An 18,089-nucleotide genomic window follows, 5' to 3' on the forward strand; every position below is an offset into this window, starting at 1 on the left:
GCGCCCCCACCGCCGCTTTGGGGTAATACGGTGGTCAGGGTTTGGCGACCTCACCGAGGGCGGTTATCGCGGCTCGCAGCTGGTCGTCGGACAGGTAGGGCGCGGGGCCGAAGCGCAGGTACTCACCGCGACTGTCCGTGCGCACTCCGCGCTCGGACAGCGCCGCCTGCAGCGCACCGGCGTCCTTGCAGCGCAAGGAAAGGAACCCGCCGAACTCGGTGCGCGGGGTTTCCCTGTCCCGCGTGACGATGTCGTCCGGCAGGCCCAGGTCGTCGAAGCACTCCGCGAGCAAACCGACCTGGCGCAACGAGACCTCACGCAGGAACTCCGGTGTCAAACCCTCGGCGGCGAAGAACTGGACGACCTTCGCGCCGCGGTAGTGGCTGGTCGGATCGTAGGTGGCACCGGCGAACCTGTCCGCGCCGTGGGCGTAGGCCACCTGGTCCGGACGGCGTTCGTCGGCGAGCGCGCCGAATTCGGCGTACCAGCCGGTGACGACCGGGCGGCGTTCCTGCGCGTGCGCGGGCATCCGCAGGAAACAGTTGCCCTCGCCCAATTGCAGGTACTTGTACCCGCCGCCGAGCACCCAGGCGTTGGTCAAACCCAGGTCGTGCAACACGAACGGGACGACACCCAGCGCGTGGTAGGCGTCGACGGTCAGCTCGACCTCGCGCGAAAGACAAGCGGCGGCAAGGAAGTTGAGGCCCGGCACGATCCGCGAGGTCTCGAACAGCACGTGGGAAACGAAAACCGCGCCCGTCCGGTCGTCGATCTGGCCCGCGATGCGCTCGGCGAGCGTCTCGACCGGCGCAACGGGAACACGGACGACTTCGATACCTTCTTCGCCCAGCCTGGCCAGTTGACGGCGGAGCGTGTGGAATTCGCCATCTGTGGTCACGATCTTCGGCCGCTTGCGAAAGTCCAAACAGGACAGAACCCGGATGACGAGGTCATGTGTGCTCGCGCCCAGCGCGAGTTCACCGCGCGGGTCGTGCAGGAAGGTCCGGAAGCCGGCGCGGACCTGGTCGGCCTTGGCGAACGCGGCGTCCCATTTGACGTCGACGTCACGGGCGGCGTCGTCGAAGGCCTCGGTGAGTCCCTCGGCGGCGACGTCCGGCCACGCCTGGTGCGAGTGGCCGGTGAGCAGCAGTCTCTCGGCCACCTGGAAGCGCGAATAGTGGTTCGCGAGCGGGTTGGTCACAGCTGACTCCGCACGGCCCAGAGGTCGGGGAACATCGGCGCGAACAGGGTGCTCCTCAGGTACCCCGCGCCGGACGAGCCGCCGGTGCCTGACTTGTCGCCGATCGTGCGTTCGACCATCTTCACGTGCCGGTAGCGCCATTCCTGCATGCCTTCGTCGAAGTCGACGAGGTGCTCGGCGACCATCGACTGGCCGGAGTCGTCGCGATAGACCTGAAGCAGTACCTCCTGCAACGCGGGCGACGGCTCGAGCGGCTTGGTGACGTCACGCCCGGTCGGCACCGGGTACCCGCTCACCGCGAGGTACCCGATGTAAGAGTCGAACAGCGACGGCCTCGACATGGCGTCCGCGATCCGCTGCCGCGCTTCGCCACCCTCGGGGTAGTGCGCGAAAACGCGCTCGTCACGACGCCCCAACACGGCCTCCAGCTCACGGAACTGGGCCGACTGGAAACCGCTCGACGCGTCCAGCCGGGCGCGGAAGCTGGTGAACTGGCTCGGCGTCATCGTTTCGAGGACGTCGATCTGCGCGACCACGACCTTGAGCACGGTCAGGATCCGGCGCAGCGTGCGGATGGCGTGCGCGGTGTGCCCGGCGGCCAGGTGTTCCTGCAGGTACAGCGCTTCGTGCAGGATCTGCTTGAACCACAGCTCGTACACCTGGTGGATCACGATGAACAGCAGCTCGTCGTGCTCGTCCGACCTCGGTCGCTGGGCGGCCAGCAGATCATCGAGCGCCAAATAAGACGTGTAGCTCAGCGCCATCTGGGTATCTGTGTCGCTCATGGTCCTGTCACCTTGTCGAAGTGGCGCTGCGCCGCGGGTGCGAGCGCCGCGTACAGATCATGGAACAGCCTGACCGCGTCCGCGCGCTTGGCGGGCGCGGGGATGAGCTCGCCCGGCAGCTCCGGGTCGAGCAGCGGGAACTGCCGGAACGTGTGCACGAGCCGGGTACGCAACCAGAACGCGCCCGGATCGTCCAGTTTCTCCCGGCCCGGCTCGGGGACGTAGCCCTCGTACTCGGCCACGAAGGTGGCATAGCGCCGCGCGAGCCCGTCCAGGTCCCACGCCCGCCCGGCGAACGCGCGGACGTCGAGCGAACCCGACGGCTGCCCGAGCATCAGCCCGGCGTACTCGGTGACGTCGAGCTCTTTGAGCAGCGCCACCACCTCGCCCTCCCGGTTGTGGGGAGCGAGCCAGGTGCCGTCCTGGATCGAGCCGAACCCGAGGAACCTCAGCCGCCGGACGAGCCGCTCCCGCGCCTGACGCCGGGCTTCGGGCACGTTCTGCCAGAGCACGGTCCAGTCACCGGCCGGCCTGGCCTCCCTGCCGAGCGAGAAGATCCGCCGGTCGCCGTCTTCGAGCACGGCGACCGTGCGACTCGTGAGCGTGTAGTGGACCAGGCGACCGCGCTTGTGCCGGGCGAGCAGGTCGCGGTGGGCGAGCCTGGCCAGCGCGATGCGGGCGGCTCCGTCGGAGAAACCGAGCTCGGCCAGCAAGGCGACCAGCCCGCCGGACCAGACCTGCCGGGTTTCGCGCGGATGGACGTGGCTGCCGAGCAATGTCATCACCAGTTCCTGTGGTGTCGGCTCGAAGCGGTCGTCCATATCAGCAACTCTATACACATGAGTCCGCTGCGGTGTAGCTTAAATCTTGTGACCTATTTCGCCGATCTCAGTTCTCCGCAGGTCGCCGCGCTGCGTGAGATTAAAGGCGGGGCTCACGGCGGCAGGGTGCCGGTGTTGCTGCTTCCGGTCGGCGCCATTGAGCCACATGGTCCACACGCGCCGCTCGGCACGGATCCGCTGATCTCCCAAGGGATGTGCGAACGCGCGGCCGCCCGGCTCGCGGAGGACGAACAAGTCCGGGTCCTGATCTTGCCCGCGTTGCCCTACGGCGTCACGCGGTACGCGGCCGCCTTTCCCGGCAGTGTTCATATCGGCGAGGAGACGCTGCACGCGCTGATCGTCGACATCGCCACGGCGTTGATCGACCAGGGGCTCCCCCGCGTACTCCTGGTCAACAATCACTTCGAGCCCGAGCATTCCGCCACTCTTCGCCGCGCGGTGGAGACACTGGAAACGTTGCGGGGTAAGCGGATCGGCCATCTCGACCTCGTACGCCGCAAGCACGCGCAACGACTCACGGCCGAGTTCCAGGCCGGGGAATGCCACGCCGGGCGCTACGAGACATCGTTGGTACTGGCCGAAAACCCTTCTCTGGTCGACGTGGAGACCATGCGCGAACTGCCCCGGCTCGCCGTCGACATGCCGACGGCGATGCGGGACGGCTTGGCCGATTTCCCGTCGATGGGCATGGATCGCGCGTACTGCGGCGCTCCGGCAGAGGCGACGGCCGAAGAAGGCGCAGCGACTTTCGAGACGTTGACGGACATGCTGGTCGAAGCGATCCGTGAGCTCGGGAGTCAGCCTTGAGGTTCAATATCGCGACCCATTTCGTGGACCGCAACCTCGACGAAGGCCGTGGCCTGAACACGGCGTTGTGGTACGAGGGGCAGTCCGTCAGCTACGCGGATCTGGCCGCGCTCGTCAACCGGGTCGGCAACGCGCTCCGCGAACTGGGTGTCCGAAGTGGACAGATGGTGCTGCTCGCGATGAGCGACGGGCTCGACTTCGTCGCGAGCTGGTACGCCGCGCAGAAGATCGGTGCCGTCACCGCCGAGGTGTACACCTTCCTGCAGCCCAAGGATTACGCCTACTACCTCGCGTACACCGAGGCCTCGCTCGTCATAGCCGACGCCGTCACCCTGCCCGCGCTGCGCGAGGCCGGAGCGACGAACCTGCTCGTCACCGGCGTGCCCGCGGCCGAACTACGGCCGGGCGAACACCATTTCGACACGCTCGTCGGCACCGCGCCCAGTGAACTCGAAGCGGCGCCGACAACGCTCGACGACGTCGCGATCTGGAAGTTCACCACCGGGAGCACGGGCGCGCCCAAGGCCTGCGTCCACACCGCGCGCAGTCCCCTTGAGAGCTTCGAGCGGTACGCCCAGGGTGTGCTCGGAATCCAGGCGGACGACCGGGTTCTGGCGGTGCCGAAGCTGTTCTTCGGTTACGCCCGTGACTTGGTGGCGCTATTTCCGTTCGGGGTCGGCGGTGCGGGGATCGCGTTCGGGGAGCGCAGCACGGCCGGGTTGATGTTCGAGCTGATTACGCGCTACCGGCCGACGATCCTGGTGAACGTGCCCACCATGATGAGCGCGATGATCGCGCATCCCGAAGCGGCACAACAGGATCTGAGCTCGCTGCGACTCTGTACGTCCGCAGGCGAGGCCTTACCGTCGGAGTTGCATCGCAAATGGGATGAGCTGTTCGGTGTCGAAGTGGTCGACGGTATCGGCTCGTCCGAGGCGTACCACATCTACCTGTCGAACCGGCCTGGCGAGGTGCGGCGCGGAAGTCTGGGCAAAGCCGTTCCCGGTTACCAGGCAAGGATTCTCGACGAGACCGACACCGAACTCCCCGACGGCGAGATCGGCACGCTGGAGGTCACCGGCCCGACGATCGCCCTCGAATACCGGGGCGACGCCGAGAAATCCGCTCGGACATTCCACGGCGAGACCCTCCGCAGTGGCGATTTGTTCAGCCGCGACACCGCAGGCTTCTTCCATCATCACGGCCGCGCGGACGATCTGCTCAAGGTCGGCGGGGTGTTCGTCGCGCCGAGTGAGATCGAGGACTGCCTGCTCGGCCATCCCGACGTGACCGACTGCGCGGTACTGGGCCGCGAGGTCGACGGACTCGTGCTGCCGCGGGCGTACGTCGTCGTGCGAGAAGGAGCTTCCGTTGACGCGCAGGCGTTGCAGGACTTCGCCCGCGCCCGGCTGGCGGGTCACAAGTACCCCCGAGAGGTGTCCTTCGTGACCGAACTCCCCCGTACCACCAACGGAAAGCTCGATCGCCGGGCCCTGCGCACGCAGGCGGGCGAATGAGCAGGCTGGTGGTGGTGACCGGCGGTACGCGCGGAATCGGCGCCGCCGTGGCGGCACGCTTCAAGGCCGCGGGCGACCGCGTGCTAGCGCCTGGCCGCGCCGAATGCGACATCACCGACGAGGCTGCCGTGGCGGCGTACTTCGCCGACGCCGGACCGGTCGACGTGCTGGTCAACAACGCCGGGATCTCCACGAGCGCCCCGACAGCGCGCACCACGCTGGCCGATTGGCAGACGCAGCTCGACGTCAACGCGACCGGCGCGTTCCTGTGCACCCGCGCGGTGTTGCCCGGAATGCGCGAACGCGGTTCCGGCCGGATCGTCACTGTCGCGTCGACGGCCGGCCGCGTCGGCTACCGCTACACCTCGGGCTACACGGCGTCGAAGCACGCGGCGGTCGGGCTGATGCGGGCTGTCGCGGCGGAGGTCGCGGGCACCGGCGTCACCGCGAACGCCGTCTGCCCCGCGTTCGTGCGCACCGACATGACAGCGCGGTCGGTGGCCCGGATCAGCGAGACCACGAAACTCGACGAAGCCGGGGCGGAAGCCGCACTCGCCGCCGCTTCGCCGCTGGGCCGACTACTGGAACCCGAAGAAGTCGCGTTCGCGGTGGCGTTTTTCGCCGCCGCGGAAGCGGGCGCGATCAATGGTCAAACACTTGTCCTCGACGGAGGTGGAATCCAGTCATGAGCACGTTCCGCGCATCGCCCGGCTTCACGGACCAGTGGGAGCACTTCGACTTCGACGTGACCGACGGCGTCGCGACAGTGACGTTGAACCGTCCGGAGAAGCTCAACGCGCTGACGTTCGACGTCTACGCCGACCTGCGGGACCTGCTCGCGGAGCTGCCGCATCGCGGGGACGCGCGGGTGCTGGTGCTGACCGGCGAGGGCCGCGGGTTCTGCTCGGGCGGTGACGTCGAGGAGATCATCGGCGAGCTGCAGAAGATGGAGACCAAAGAGCTCCTCGAGTTCACGCGGATGACCGGTGCCGTGGTGAAGGCGCTGCGCGAGTGCCCGCTGCCGGTGATCGCCGCGGTCAACGGCATCGCCGCCGGGGCCGGTTCGGTGATCGCGCTGGCCAGCGACTTCCGGCTGCTCGCGCGCTCGGCGAAGTTCGCGTTCCTGTTCACGAAGGTCGGGCTGGCCGGGGCGGACATGGGCTCGGCGTACCTGTTGCCACGCTTGGTCGGACTCGGGCGGGCGACGGAACTGCTGATCCTCGGCGACAAGGTCGACTCCGCCCGCGCCGAAGCGATCGGACTGGCGACGCAGGTCGTCGAGGACGAAGACCTTCCGGCGACGGCTGCCGCGCTGGCGCGTCGACTGGCCGACGGCCCGGCACTGGCGTACTCGACGACGAAGGTGCTGCTGACGCGGGAACAGGACATGGACCTCGGCAGCTCGATCGAGCTCGAGGCCATGACCCAGGCGTTGCTCATGACGAGCAAGGACCACCAGGAGTTCTACGCCGCCTGGTCCGCGGGCCGCACGCCCACCTGGACCGGCCGCTGACCCCCTCCGCCATCTGTCGACAGATGGCGATCTCTCAAAAACTAAGAGATCGCGTTCTGTCGACAGATGGCGGGGTGAGCTAGGAGAAACGGCGGAGGCGGAGGGAGTTGGTGACGACGAAGACGGACGAGAGGGCCATCGCGGCCCCGGCGATCATCGGGTTCAGCAGGCCCAGAGCGGCCAATGGCAGTGCGGCGACGTTGTAGCCGAACGCCCACACCAGGTTCCCGCGAATCGTCGAAAAAGTCTTACGCGCCAGCCGGATCGCATCAGGGACCGCACTGAGATCGTCACGCACCACGGTCAGGTCCCCGGCCTGGATCGCCACATCCGTGCCCGTGCCCATCACGATCCCGAGGTCCGACCCGGCCAGCGCCGGAGCGTCGTTGACACCGTCGCCGACCATCGCGACCACGTGCCCCTCGGCCCGCAGCCGCGCGACGGCCTCGGCCTTCCCCGCCGGAAGGACCCCGGCGACGACCTCGCTGATCCCCACCTCGGCCGCCACTGCCCTGGCGACGGTCTCGTTGTCCCCGGTCAGCAGGATCGGCCGAAGTCCCAGCGCCACCAGTTCGGCGACGGCCGCTCGCGCCGACGGCTTGACCGTGTCGCCGACGCCGATCACCCCGTGCGCCTCGCCGTCCCAGCCGACCAGCACCGCCGTCGAACCACCGAGCTCGACCCCAGCATGCATTTCCAGCAGGTCCGCAGAGACCTGGAACATCTGAGCCGCGAACAGCGAGGGCCGGCCGATGAGCACCTGTTTGCCGTCGACAACCCCCGAAGCGCCAAGACCTTTCACCGCCGCGAAATCGTCCACATCGGACAGTGAGCCGAACTTCTCCCGCGCCGCCGCCGAGATCGCCTGCGCGATCGGGTGTTCCGAGCCGTCCTCGACCGCGCCCGCGAGCTCCAGCACGTCGCCGTGGATCGATTTCACCGTCATCCGCCCGGTGGTCACCGTGCCGGTTTTGTCGAGCACCACGGTGTCGATCCGGCGCGTCGACTCCAGCACCTGCGGTCCCTTGATCAGGATGCCCAGCTGCGCGCCCCGCCCGGTGCCGACGAGCAGCGCCGTCGGCGTCGCCAGGCCCAGCGCGCACGGGCAGGCGATGATCAGCACGGCGACCGCGGCCGTGAAAGCGGGCTCGGCGCCGTTGCCCAGCACCAGCCACGCGGCCAGCGTCAGCGCCGCCAGCACCAACACCACCGGCACGAACACCGACGCGACGCGGTCCGCGAGCCGCTGGACGTCCGCCTTACCGCTCTGCGCCGCCTCGACCAACCTGGCCATCTGCGCGAGCTGCGTGTCGCCGCCGACCTTGGCCGCGCGCACCACCAGCCGCCCGCCGAGGTTCACCGTGCCGCCGATGACACTGTCGCCCTCGCCGACTTCGACCGGCACCGACTCGCCCGTCACCATCGCGGTGTCCACACCGGACCGGCCGCGCGTGATCACGCCGTCGGTGGCGACCTTCTCCCCCGGCCGGACCACGAACTCCTCGCCAGCCGACAGTTCCGCGATCGGCACGCGATGCTCCCCGGAATCCCGCAGCACGGCGACATCCTTCGCCCCCAGCGAAAGCAGCGACCGCAACGCCGAACCCGCTCGCCGCTTGGCCCGCGCCTCGAAATAGCGCCCCGCCAACAGGAACGTCGTCACCCCGGCGGCGACTTCGAAGTAGACCGACTCGCTCCCGCCACCGGTGAAACTGAAGTCGTGGGTCATGCCGATCATGCCCGCGTCGCCGAAGAACAACGCGTAGAGCGACCAGCCGAGGGCGGCGATCGTCCCCATCGACACCAGCGTGTCCATTGTGGACGCGCCGTGCCGCAGGTTCGTCCACGCGGCACGGTGGAACGGCCACGCGCCCCAGAGCACCACCGGCAGCGCGAGCAGCAGCGAGGCCCACTGCCAATACGGGAACTGCAGCGCGGGCACCATCGCGACCAGCACCACCGGCCACGCCAGCTGCGCCGATACCAGCAGCCGCGTACCCAGCCGGTATTCCATGTCCACCTCGGCGGGCTTCTCCAGCGCGGCGGTGTACCCGGCCTTCTCCACCGTGCCGATGAGCAGGCCGGGGTCGGTCCCCGCCGGGACCGACGCCGTCGCCTTGGCAAGGGCGTAGTTGACCGTCGCGGAGACGCCGTCGAGCTTGTTCAGCTTCTTTTCGATCCTGGCCGCGCACGCCGCACAGGTCATGCCCCCGACGATCAGCTCGACCCGCTGCTCGACCGTCGGGGTCATCGGGCTCCTGACAAAGTGGTGATGGCTATCGCGGGCTCTTCCAAGCTGCCGAAATACAGTTTCCCATCGAGCTCGCGAATACCCGTCAGCACCTGCCAACCATCGATCTCGCCCCGCAATTCGCGCACGACCGCGCCGGTCGCGTCCACTCCCACCGCGCCGACTTCACGCCCTGGCGACGGCTGCACGGACTTCGGCAGGTTCCGCACGAACGCACGTAGCGGCGACGGCAGCTTGCGGACGAAATCGAGTGCGGGGACCTTCGGGCTGGCCTGCGAGATCCAGATCAGCCCGTCACTGCCGGTGGAGATGTTGTCGGGGAAGCCCGTCATACCGTCGATCAGCGTGTCCAGTTGCCCGCTCTTCTCGCCGGTGAGCCACACCCGGCTGACCTTGCACGAACCGGTCTCCGCCACGGCCACGAACGACTCGTCCGGGACCAGCGCGACGCCGTTGGCGAACTGGAGGCCGTCGGCGAGCTGGTCGATCGTGCCGTCGGGCGAGCGCCGCAGCAGCCGGCCGCCGGCGGTCTGCTCGATCAGGTCGTCGCGCCACTTCTCGATCGGGAAGCGCCGGGACGAGTCAGTGAAGTAGATCGTGCCGTCCGCCGCGACGGCCGCGTTGTTGCAGAAGACGAACGGGAGGCCCGCGCCTTCCGTCGCCAGCGTGGTGATCTTGCCGCCCGGCAGCGACACCGTGAGCAGACCGGCGTGCGCGTCGCAGACCAGCAGGTCTTCGCCGTAGAGCTCAAGGCCGAGCGGACGGCCGCCGGTGTCCGCGATCGTTTCGATGCCGACGCCGTCCGGGCCGAGCCGCAGGATCCGGCCGTCCACGAGCCCGGTGTAGATCCGGCCTTCGGCGTCGACGACGACGTCCTCGGGACCGTGCCCGCCGACCGGGATGACCTTCACATCGCCGAACTGCACCGGAGTCTCCTAGCGGTAAGTGAGCAGGGACGAGTGCTCGCCCTCGAAATGCCCGTGTTCGTTGAACGACAGCAGGGTAAGCCCGCCGCGCCCGGAGACGAGTTTCGTGATGCCGCCGTTGACGGTCACCCGGTTCAGCTTCACCAGCCCGATCTCGGGGATGCCCAGCAGGATGCCGCACAACGTCGCGATCACACCTCCCGAGGTGAAGACGACGGCGTTCTCGCCCTTGCCCAGCTCGCCTGCCAGTTCTTCGAGCGCACCGCGGACCCGGGCGTGGAACGCGGGCCAGGTCTCGGCACACGGTCCCTCCGCACCGGCGGTGATCCACGCCGTGAGCGCGCCGTCGAGCGCGGCTTGGTAGGCCCGCGAGTCGTCGCCCTGCTCGACGCCGCCCGCGTGATGCGTCGCGATGTCGACGTGGTCGTACTCGTTCCAGCGCGGGTCTTCCTTGGCCACCAGCGATCCGCCGAGTCCCTTGAGGACAGTAGTCGCGGTGTCCCACTGCCGGGCCATCGAACCCACTCGCGCTTGCGAGAACACGGCCTCGCGCCGGGAAAGTTCGGCACCGACCACTGTGGACTGGCTGAACCCGTTCGGGGACAACAGGTCGTAGTCGGCCGCGCCGAAGGAAGCCTGTCCGTGCCGGACGAGGTAAATGGCTCCCATCAGGACTGTCCCCTCTTGATGACCTCGCGGCAGCGCCAGTCCAGATAGCCGACGAACTGCCAGAAGTCGGCGAACGCGGGGTTGGTGGTTTCGCCGTTGTGGTACCGGAAGTAGATCTGCTGGAGCACCGCGGCGAGCCGGAAGAGCCCGTACACCTCGTAGAACGTCCAGTTGTCGATCTTCAACCCGGTGCGCTGTGAGTAGTACTCGACGACCTCGTCGCGCGTCAGCATCCCCGGGATATGCGTGGGCTGGCGGCGGCTGGCCTTCATCACGTCGTCGTCATCGGCCTGCACCCAGTACGAGAGCGTGCTGCCGAGCTCCATCAGCGGGTCGCCGAGCGTCGCCATCTCCCAGTCGAGCACGCCGACGACGTCGAGCGTCTCGGATCCGTCGAGCACCAGGTTGTCGAGCCGGAAGTCATTGTGGATCAGGCAGATCTTGACCTCGCCGGGCTGGTTGGCGGCCAGCCAGCCGGTCACTTCGGCGAAGTCCGTGACGTTGTCCGTGCGGGCCTTGCGGTACCGCTCGGTCCAGCCGCGGACCTGCCGCTCGACGTACCCCGCGCCCTTGCCGAGGTCGGTGAGCCCGGCGGCCTCGATGTCGACCTCGTGCAGTTCGGCGAGCCTGTCGACGAGCGTGGTCGACAGCTTCCTGGCCTGCACCGGTGTCAGTGCCATGCCCTCGGGCAGGTCCCGGCGGAGGATCAGGCCGTCGAGGCGGTCCATGACGTAGAAGTCGCCGCCGATGATCGACGCGTCGTCGCAGAACGCGCGAACCGTGGGCACATAGGGGTACACCGGTTGCAGCGCGGCCTGGACACGGAATTCGCGGCGCATGTCGTGCGCCGACGCCGCCTTGTGCCCGGCCGGTGGGCGGCGCAGGATCAGCTCACGACCGGGGTAGCTCAGCAGGTAGGTCAGATTCGAGGCCCCGCCCGGAAACTGCCGGACTTCGGGGAGCCCGGCGAGACCGTCCACACGGGACGCCAGCCACTCGTGCACGGCGTTGACGTCGAACCAGTCTTCTTCGCGGACGCCGACCGTCTTGTCCGTATTGCCAGTACCGGTCATGCCCGGACACTACCCGGCTGCGATCGCCATCTGTCGACAGATGGCAAGCCGATGGCCCGACGCCGGGGACGTCGGGCCATCGGACCATGGAGCTGGCTGCGTCAGCTGGCGCCGGTGTAGAGCAGCTTGTTCGGCGTGCCCGAGGACGGGTTGGTGATCTTGTCCGGGGTTGCCGCGCTGGTCAGCGCCGAGGCGACGTCCGCCGGGCTGGCGTCCGGGTGGTCGGCCAGGTAAAGCGCCGCCGCGCCGACGACGTGCGGGGTGGCCATCGAGGTCCCGCTGATCGTGTTGGTGGCGGTGTCTCCCGAGCCCCACGACGACGTGATGCCGACGCCGGGCGCGTAGAGGTCGACGAGCGTGCCGAAGTTGGAGAAGTCGGCCTGCGCGTCACTCTCGTCGCTCGCCGCGACCGTGATGGCGGCGGGGACCCGCGCCGGCGACGACGTGCTCGCGTCGGCCGACTCGTTCCCGGCGGCCACGCCGAAGGTGACGCCCTTGGCGATGGCGCCTTCGACGGCCTGGTCGAGAGCTGCGTCCGGGCTGCCGCCGAGGCTCATGTTGGCCACGGACGGACCGCTCGCGTTCGCCGCGACCCAGTCGACCCCGGCGACGACACCTTCGGTCGTGCCGCTGCCGTTGGCGTCGAGCACCCGGACGCCGACGATCTTGACGCCCTTCGCGAGGCCGTACTCGGTGCCGCCGATGGTGCCGGCGACATGCGTGCCGTGGCCCTGCTCGTCGGTCGGGTCGTCGTCGTTGTCGATGAAGTCCTTGCCACCGGTCACCCGGCCGCCGAAGGTCTCGTGCGTCGACAGGACGCCCGTGTCGATGACGTACGCCGTGACGTTGGACGCCTTGGTCGAGTACGTGTAGCTCTTGTCGAGCGGGAGGTCCTTCTGGTCGACGCGGTCAAGCCCCCACGACGGCGGGTTCTCCTGCGTGTCGAGGGCGTGGAACTTGTGGTTCTGCATCACGTAGTCGACGTTCGGGTCCGCGGCGAGACGCTTGGCCTCGGCCTCGTCCGCGGCGATCGAGAAGCCGGTCAGTGCCGTGCCGTAGGTGCGGTTCACCTGGGCGCCGTACTTCCCGGCGAGGGTCTGGGCCTGCGTGGCGACATTGGTCCGCACCTCGTTGGCGGCCATCGTGCCCGTGCCGACCGAGCCGCCTTTGAGCACCACGATGTAGCTGCCAGCAACCGAATCGGCCGTGTTGGCCGAGCGAATCTGGCCCTCCTGTGCCTGCGCCGGAGCCGCCGTCATCCCCACTACCGCCGTCACACCGGCGATCGCGACGCCTGCCGCCATACCCCGCCGAAGCCTCCGAGAGTTGCCCATGGGCCACCTTCCATCCGCACCGTACCGATTGTTACTGGTGAGTCACTCAATCCGGTCAAACACCCATGGGCAATCATTGCCAGTTACCAGTACTAGGCCATTCGGCGCAACCGTCAGGGACCAAAAGGGCTAGCCGGTCGACGTAATCAGTGGTGAGGGAGTGTTACCGGAAACTGATAATGTTGTTCTGGTCGTTATGATTCAGGACGAAATCGAGGAGTCTGGCGGTCACTGAGCACATGGGGACGGGACACACGACAGGCCGCGCCGACGCCGTCGAGTCGGGGGAGAACACGTTTTCCACCGCGCTCAGATCGGCCATTTCCACCAGCGGGCTGAGCCTGGACCGGATCCAGGCGCGGCTGCAGGCACGCGGGGTGTCGGTCAGCGTGACTGCGCTGAGTTACTGGCAATCGGGAAAACGCCAGCCGGAACGGCAAAGTTCGATCTCCGCGGTCCGGGTGCTCGAAGACATCCTCTCGGTGTCCTCCGGGGCCCTGCTCGGCCTGCTCCCGCCGCCACGGCCGCGGGGCGCGTCGTCCCGGAAGGAACGCCGGATAGCCGAGCAGCCGCTGACTTTCCCGCGTGAAGTGCTCCAGCCGTTGCTGGACAAGGTCGGCGCGCCGAACGCGCTGGAACTGCACCACCAGCTCAAGCTCGTCGGGCTGCACGACCTCTGCCGCATCGCGCCCGACGGCGGCCAGCGGTCCGTCACCGCCCGCGCGGTGTTCCAGGCCGGCGCGGACGGGCAGGACAGGTGGCTGCTGGTCTACGCCCAAGGCGATCCCGAAGCCGGGCCGCCCACGCTGCACGCCATCCGCAACTGCCGGATCGGGCGGGCGGAAATCGACGCCGAGCACGGGCTGATGGTCGCCGAGCTGCTGTTCGACCAGCCGATCGACCGCGGCGAGACGCATCTCATCGAGTACTCGCTGACCAACGCCGGGCCGCCGTATCCGGAATGCCGCAACACCCATTACCGCGAGTTCCGGCGGCCGGTGCGCGAGTACCTGCTCGAAGTCCGGTTCGACGAAGGCGTCAGCCCGGAAACCTGCTGGCAGTACTCACGCACCGGCCCGCATGACGCGCTGGACCGCCGCGAACTGAAGCTGGACCAGGGCAACGGCGTCCACGCTGTCGCGCTGGACTTCGGGCCAGGGGTGTTCGGGATCGACTGGGCCTAGCTGAGCTTGTTCCGGAGGACTTTTCCGGTGGCGTTGCGGGGAAGTTCGTCGAGGAACACGACCTCGCGCGGCACCTTGTAGCGCGCCAAGTTCGACTTGACGTACTCGCGCACGCCGTCGACGTCCAAAGTGGACGATTCGGACCGGACGACAAAGGCCTTGAGCCGCGCGCCGAACTCCTCGTCCGGGACGCCGATGACAGCGGCCTCCAGCACGTCATGGCGCTCGACGAGCAGGTTCTCTACCTCGATCGGAAAGACGTTCTCACCGCCGGAAACGATCATTTCGTCGTCGCGGCCGTCGATGAACAGCAGGCCGTCATCGTCGAAGTGGCCGACGTCACCGCTGGAGAGCAGGCCGTCGATGATCTCCTTGTGCCTGCCGTCGGTGTAGCCGGCGAAGCTCAGCCCGCTGCCGACGAACACGCGGCCGATCTCGTTCGGCTCGGTGACTGGGTTGTTGTCGTTGTCGTAGAGCACGACCCGGCAGCCGACGGGCGCGCGCCCGACCGTGCCCGGCGCCTGGCGCCAGTCCTCCGGGGTGGCGACGGTCGCGACGGCGACCTCGGTCGAGCCGTAGAGATTGTGAACCACCTCACCGAAGGCCGCGGTGGCCCGGTTTCCGAGGTCCGGAGACAGCGCCGAGCCCGCCACGAAGATGATCCGCAACGACGAGGTGTCGTACTTTTCGAGGGTTTCCTTCGGCAGGTCGACGATGCGCTGCAGCATGGTCGGCACCAGCACCAGCGCGGTGCACTTGTGCTCCTCGATCCCGCGCAAAGTCTCCTCGGGGTTGAACTTCCGGCGCACCACGACTTTCGAGCCGAGCGCGAAGGACAAGATGAACTGGGAGATCCCGGTGCCGTGGAACAACGGCGCGCCCATGAACGTCGATTCGCCGGAGCGCAACGGGATCCGGTCGAGGAACTGGGCCGAGGCCAGCGGCGAGGTGTGCTCGCGCGGCGCGCCCTTCGGGGTGCCGGTGGTGCCGCTGGTCAGCAGCACGAAACCGCCGGGCTTCGCGGGTACGGGGAAGGGCCGGTCGTCGGTGCTCGCGATGAGCTCGTCGAGGACCGGGACCTTGTGCTCGCCCAGGACTTCGGGGTCGTCCACCCAGGACAGATAACGGTCGATCCCCGCGTCGACGGCGTCGAGCAGGCCGGTGAACTCCTGGTCGTAGACGAGCGCGGTGACGCGTTCGCGCTTGGCGACGTCGGCCAGTTGGGGCTTGGCGAAGCCGGTGTTCATCAGCAGCAGCCGGACGCCGAGCTTGCCGGCCGCGAGCATCGCCGTCACCAGGCCGCGGTGGTCACGGCACAGCGCGGCGACGACCGTCCCCGGCTTGATCCCGCGCTCGGACCAGGCCCTGGCCAGTGCGTTGGACCGCAGGTCGAGCTGTTTGAAGGTGAGCGGGCCGAGCTCGTCGACGAGGCCGACGGCTCGGGAGTCGCGACGGGCGGAGATATGCGCGGCGCCGGCGAACGGGCCGTACTTGCGGACGGCGACGATCGAGCGGAGGCCCTCGTCAAGCCGCGGGAAGGGCACCAACCCGGCCTGGCGCATCACCTCGATGCTGCGGACCGTTTCCGTCACCTTGGTGGCGATCTCGGACACGCTGGACGGGTACTTCATCCGGGCACCTCCATTGCTGCTGCGGCTCGAACGTCATACCGGCGGTTTTGACGTACCGGCGGTATGGGCTCGCTCGACAGTATCCGACGGGCCGGGCGGACGCATTAGGCCGTTCATGTCGGGGCGCGCGAAACTGTCGGTGGGTCGGCGCACAATGGGCGGGTGCGGGTGATCGTGGGGCAGGAGGCGGACGGGACGTTCGCCGTCGAGGTGCCCAGCGACCGCGGCCGTGGCCGGCACGGGCTGAGTCCCGGCGAGTTCGCCGCGTTCGCCGGTGAGCTGGAACGCGAGTGCGGGCCGCGCTGGGTGTTCTCCGCGGTCGAGCAGGTGTACCCGATGCTGCTGCGCTCCGGGCTGCGGCTGCGCCGATGTCACGACCTGAATCTGGTCGAGGGGCTGTTGCTCTCGTACGAAGGCCGGGATGGGGAGCCGCGAAGCCTCGCGGCGGCGCTGGCCAGGGCGAACGGCGTCGAACCGCCCCCGGACGAGCCAGCGCACCACGAAGACCGGCAGCCGTCCCTGTTCGAAACCACCCGCGGCACCGGCCTGCCCGACGGCGTCGAAGCGGTGAAGGCCGCCGAAATCGTCCTGGCCGAGCAGGAGCGGCGTGCCGCGGCCGTCGAACACCCGGACCGTATGCGCTTGCTGATCGCCGCCGAATCCGCCAGCGCCCTCGCCGCGGCCGAGATGACCGCCGACGGTCTCCCCTGGCGCGCGGACCTGCACGCCCAGCTGCTCACCGACACCTTCGGCCCGCGCCTGCCCAGCGGCCAACGCCCACGGCGACTCGTCGAGCTGGCGGCCCAGGTGAGCGAAGCCTTCGGCGGCCGCCCGATCAACCCGGACTCCCCACCCAGCGTCATCCGAGCCCTGGCCCGGGTCGGCATCGAAGTCCCCGCCGCCCGAGCCCACCTGCTGCGCGACATCGACCACCCCGCGGTCCCGCCTTTGCTGGAGTACAAGGAACTCTCGCGCTTGTACGCGGCGAACGGCTGGACGTGGCTCGACGAATGGGTCCACGACGGCCGCTTCCGGCCGGTCTACATCGTCGGCGGCGTGGTGTCGGGCCGCTGGGCCAGCCGAGGCGGCGGCGCCCTGCAGATCCCCAAGACACTGCGAGGCTGCGTCCGAGCCGACCCAGGCTGGAAACTCGTCGTCGCCGACGCCGCCCAACTGGAACCCCGTGTCCTCACCGCGTTGTCGGGCGACCGGCGGTTAGCCGAAGTGGCCTCGTCGACAGATCTCTACGCCAGCCTCGCCGACGCGATGTTCGCCGGCGGCCACTCGGTCCCGATCAAACACTGGGACGACCGCGACGACCGGGGCCGAGCGAAAATCGCGATGCTGTCCGCGATGTACGGCGGCACCTCCGGCGAGGCAGGCCCACTGTTGGCGTTGCTACGAGTACGTTTCCCCGACGCGGTGTCCTATGTGGAGCGAGCTGCCCAAGCCGGGGAACGCGGCGAACGCGTCCGCTCACGCCTGGGCAGAACGTCACCCGCCCCCTCCGAAGCCTGGCGAAACCTGACCGGCGCCGCCTCCGACGACTCCGAAGGCAAAGCTCGCCGGGCCTCCCGGAACTGGGGCCGCTTCACCCGCAACTTCGTTGTCCAGGCCAGCGCCGCCGACTTCACCGCCGTCCTGCTGGCGACCCTGCGCCAACGCCTGCCGGCCCCCGCGCACCTGGTCTTCTTCCAACACGACGAAGTGCTGGTCCACTCCCCCGAAGACCTGGCCGACGAGGTCTCGACCTGCATAACCACCTGCGTCGCCGAAACCGCCGCGCTACTGTTCGGCCCCTCGTGCCCAGTCCGCTTCCCCATGCACGTCGCCACCGTAACCTCCTACGCCGACGCCAAATAACCCCGCGCCAGCCACGCGGGGCCACAGTCCGTAAACCCAGTCACCACCAGCCACACCTCCAAACCCAGCCACGCGGGTCCTAAGTCCGTAAACCCGGTCACCACGACTTACGGCCGGCCACGGCCGTAAGTCTTCACCGCGCGCGCTCGCCGAAGGCCAGGTTTGCGGGAGCAGGGCGCCCCCGAACCGGTCGTGACCGACCTCGACATGCCACGCCCTGGTCACGCAAACCTGATCGCGCGCCTGCCAATAAACACAGGCTTCTAGCCATACCCCTGTACGCACCACGCAGCTCTGAGCCGTACCCCGCCAAGCCCTCCAGGATTACCCCAAAGCGGCGTTGGGGGCACTCAACGCCCCCAACGCCGCTTTGGGGTAATACCCTGCCCCCAGAACGCCAGCCCCACCCAAGACAGCCCGCGCGGCAAAGCGGCTGGTCGCCCCTCGTGAGTGGCTACGAGTGCTAGAACACTCGTAGCCACTCACGAGCCAC

At 68.5% G+C, this 18,089-nt stretch carries 15 protein-coding genes; 6 read left to right on the top strand and 9 right to left on the bottom strand.

Going from position 1 to position 18,089, the window contains the following annotated elements; all coding sequences use genetic code 11:
• Positions 1 to 34: 34 nt before the first annotated feature.
• Genes VGP60_RS39730 through VGP60_RS39740 form a run of 3 tightly spaced genes read right to left on the bottom strand, consistent with a single transcriptional unit; the run spans position 35 to position 2,807 of the window.
• Positions 35 to 1,201, bottom strand: coding sequence for a kynureninase (locus tag VGP60_RS39730; protein ID WP_327553389.1), 1,167 nt, complete (start codon positions 1,199 to 1,201; stop codon positions 35 to 37).
• Complete coding sequence (locus VGP60_RS39735) at positions 1,198 to 1,986, bottom strand: tryptophan 2,3-dioxygenase (RefSeq protein WP_327553390.1); 789 nt, start codon at positions 1,984 to 1,986, stop codon at positions 1,198 to 1,200. The genes VGP60_RS39730 and VGP60_RS39735 overlap by 4 nt, the downstream gene beginning before the upstream one ends.
• Positions 1,983 to 2,807: a PaaX family transcriptional regulator C-terminal domain-containing protein gene (locus VGP60_RS39740; protein WP_327553391.1), complete on the bottom strand. Its 825-nt coding sequence runs from the start codon at positions 2,805 to 2,807 to the stop codon at positions 1,983 to 1,985. The genes VGP60_RS39735 and VGP60_RS39740 overlap by 4 nt, the downstream gene beginning before the upstream one ends.
• 48 nt (positions 2,808 to 2,855) lie before the next feature.
• Between VGP60_RS39740 and VGP60_RS39745 the strand changes: the two genes are divergently transcribed.
• Genes VGP60_RS39745 through VGP60_RS39760 form a run of 4 tightly spaced genes read left to right on the top strand, consistent with a single transcriptional unit; the run spans position 2,856 to position 6,665 of the window.
• Positions 2,856 to 3,635 carry a creatininase family protein gene (locus VGP60_RS39745; RefSeq protein ID WP_327553392.1) on the top strand — a complete coding sequence of 260 codons (780 nt, stop codon included), beginning with the start codon at positions 2,856 to 2,858 and terminating at the stop codon, positions 3,633 to 3,635.
• On the top strand, positions 3,632 to 5,152 hold the full coding sequence (locus VGP60_RS39750) for a benzoate-CoA ligase family protein (RefSeq protein WP_327553393.1): 1,521 nt from the start codon (positions 3,632 to 3,634) through the stop codon (positions 5,150 to 5,152). Before VGP60_RS39745 ends, VGP60_RS39750 begins: the two co-directional genes overlap by 4 nt.
• The gene (locus VGP60_RS39755) at positions 5,149 to 5,841 is read left to right on the top strand and encodes an SDR family NAD(P)-dependent oxidoreductase (protein ID WP_327553394.1); all 693 of its coding nucleotides are present in this window, start codon (positions 5,149 to 5,151) and stop codon (positions 5,839 to 5,841) included. The genes VGP60_RS39750 and VGP60_RS39755 overlap by 4 nt, the downstream gene beginning before the upstream one ends.
• Entirely contained in the window at positions 5,838 to 6,665 is an 828-nt protein-coding gene (locus VGP60_RS39760) for an enoyl-CoA hydratase family protein (RefSeq protein ID WP_327553395.1), read from the top strand. The genes VGP60_RS39755 and VGP60_RS39760 overlap by 4 nt, the downstream gene beginning before the upstream one ends.
• 79 nt (positions 6,666 to 6,744) lie before the next feature.
• Here the strand turns inward: VGP60_RS39760 and VGP60_RS39765 are convergent, their stop codons facing one another.
• The 5 genes from VGP60_RS39765 to VGP60_RS39785 all read right to left on the bottom strand — a co-directional run bounded on the left by VGP60_RS39765 (position 6,745) and on the right by VGP60_RS39785 (position 12,918).
• The gene (locus VGP60_RS39765) at positions 6,745 to 8,916 is read right to left on the bottom strand and encodes a heavy metal translocating P-type ATPase (protein ID WP_327553396.1); all 2,172 of its coding nucleotides are present in this window, start codon (positions 8,914 to 8,916) and stop codon (positions 6,745 to 6,747) included.
• Positions 8,913 to 9,842 (bottom strand): SMP-30/gluconolactonase/LRE family protein, encoded by a 930-nt coding sequence (locus VGP60_RS39770; RefSeq protein ID WP_327553397.1) that lies wholly within the window; start codon positions 9,840 to 9,842, stop codon positions 8,913 to 8,915. Before VGP60_RS39770 ends, VGP60_RS39765 begins: the two co-directional genes overlap by 4 nt.
• Positions 9,843 to 9,851: 9 nt before the next feature.
• Positions 9,852 to 10,511: a histidine phosphatase family protein gene (locus VGP60_RS39775; RefSeq protein WP_327553398.1), complete on the bottom strand. Its 660-nt coding sequence runs from the start codon at positions 10,509 to 10,511 to the stop codon at positions 9,852 to 9,854.
• Complete coding sequence (locus VGP60_RS39780; RefSeq protein WP_327553399.1) at positions 10,511 to 11,584, bottom strand: phosphotransferase family protein; 1,074 nt, start codon at positions 11,582 to 11,584, stop codon at positions 10,511 to 10,513. Before VGP60_RS39780 ends, VGP60_RS39775 begins: the two co-directional genes overlap by 1 nt.
• A gap of 101 nt (positions 11,585 to 11,685) precedes the next feature.
• Positions 11,686 to 12,918, bottom strand: coding sequence for a S8 family peptidase (locus VGP60_RS39785; RefSeq protein WP_327553400.1), 1,233 nt, complete (start codon positions 12,916 to 12,918; stop codon positions 11,686 to 11,688).
• A 239-nt stretch (positions 12,919 to 13,157) separates the two neighbouring features.
• Here VGP60_RS39785 and VGP60_RS39790 point away from each other — a divergent pair, with 239 nt between their 5' ends.
• Positions 13,158 to 14,102: a hypothetical protein gene (locus VGP60_RS39790; RefSeq protein WP_327553401.1), complete on the top strand. Its 945-nt coding sequence runs from the start codon at positions 13,158 to 13,160 to the stop codon at positions 14,100 to 14,102.
• Here VGP60_RS39790 and VGP60_RS39795 read toward each other — a convergent pair.
• Positions 14,099 to 15,733, bottom strand: a complete 1,635-nt coding sequence (locus VGP60_RS39795; protein ID WP_327553402.1) for an acyl-CoA synthetase — start codon at positions 15,731 to 15,733, stop codon at positions 14,099 to 14,101. The two genes, VGP60_RS39790 and VGP60_RS39795, sit on opposite strands and share 4 nt — an antisense overlap.
• A 162-nt stretch (positions 15,734 to 15,895) precedes the next feature.
• Here VGP60_RS39795 and VGP60_RS39800 point away from each other — a divergent pair, with 162 nt between their 5' ends.
• Positions 15,896 to 17,596: a bifunctional 3'-5' exonuclease/DNA polymerase gene (locus VGP60_RS39800; RefSeq protein ID WP_327553403.1), complete on the top strand. Its 1,701-nt coding sequence runs from the start codon at positions 15,896 to 15,898 to the stop codon at positions 17,594 to 17,596.
• Positions 17,597 to 18,089 lie beyond the last annotated feature (493 nt).

This window comes from Amycolatopsis sp. (genome assembly GCF_036008905.1).
Classification (GTDB): domain Bacteria; phylum Actinomycetota; class Actinomycetes; order Mycobacteriales; family Pseudonocardiaceae; genus Amycolatopsis.

What these genes read in the sequence shown, in the direction of transcription:
- VGP60_RS39795 (WP_327553402.1), bottom strand. Translation starts at nt 15,733, where the DNA reads ATGAAGTACCCGTCCAGCGTGTCCGAGATCGCCACCAAGGTGACGGAA.
- VGP60_RS39780 (WP_327553399.1), bottom strand. Translation starts at nt 11,584, where the DNA reads ATGACCGGTACTGGCAATACGGACAAGACGGTCGGCGTCCGCGAAGAA.
- VGP60_RS39760 (WP_327553395.1), top strand. Translation starts at nt 5,838, where the DNA reads ATGAGCACGTTCCGCGCATCGCCCGGCTTCACGGACCAGTGGGAGCAC.
- VGP60_RS39775 (WP_327553398.1), bottom strand. Translation starts at nt 10,511, where the DNA reads ATGGGAGCCATTTACCTCGTCCGGCACGGACAGGCTTCCTTCGGCGCG.
- VGP60_RS39755 (WP_327553394.1), top strand. Translation starts at nt 5,149, where the DNA reads ATGAGCAGGCTGGTGGTGGTGACCGGCGGTACGCGCGGAATCGGCGCC.
- VGP60_RS39765 (WP_327553396.1), bottom strand. Translation starts at nt 8,916, where the DNA reads ATGACCCCGACGGTCGAGCAGCGGGTCGAGCTGATCGTCGGGGGCATG.
- VGP60_RS39790 (WP_327553401.1), top strand. Translation starts at nt 13,158, where the DNA reads ATGGGGACGGGACACACGACAGGCCGCGCCGACGCCGTCGAGTCGGGG.
- VGP60_RS39785 (WP_327553400.1), bottom strand. Translation starts at nt 12,918, where the DNA reads ATGGGCAACTCTCGGAGGCTTCGGCGGGGTATGGCGGCAGGCGTCGCG.
- VGP60_RS39735 (WP_327553390.1), bottom strand. Translation starts at nt 1,986, where the DNA reads ATGAGCGACACAGATACCCAGATGGCGCTGAGCTACACGTCTTATTTG.
- VGP60_RS39740 (WP_327553391.1), bottom strand. Translation starts at nt 2,807, where the DNA reads ATGGACGACCGCTTCGAGCCGACACCACAGGAACTGGTGATGACATTG.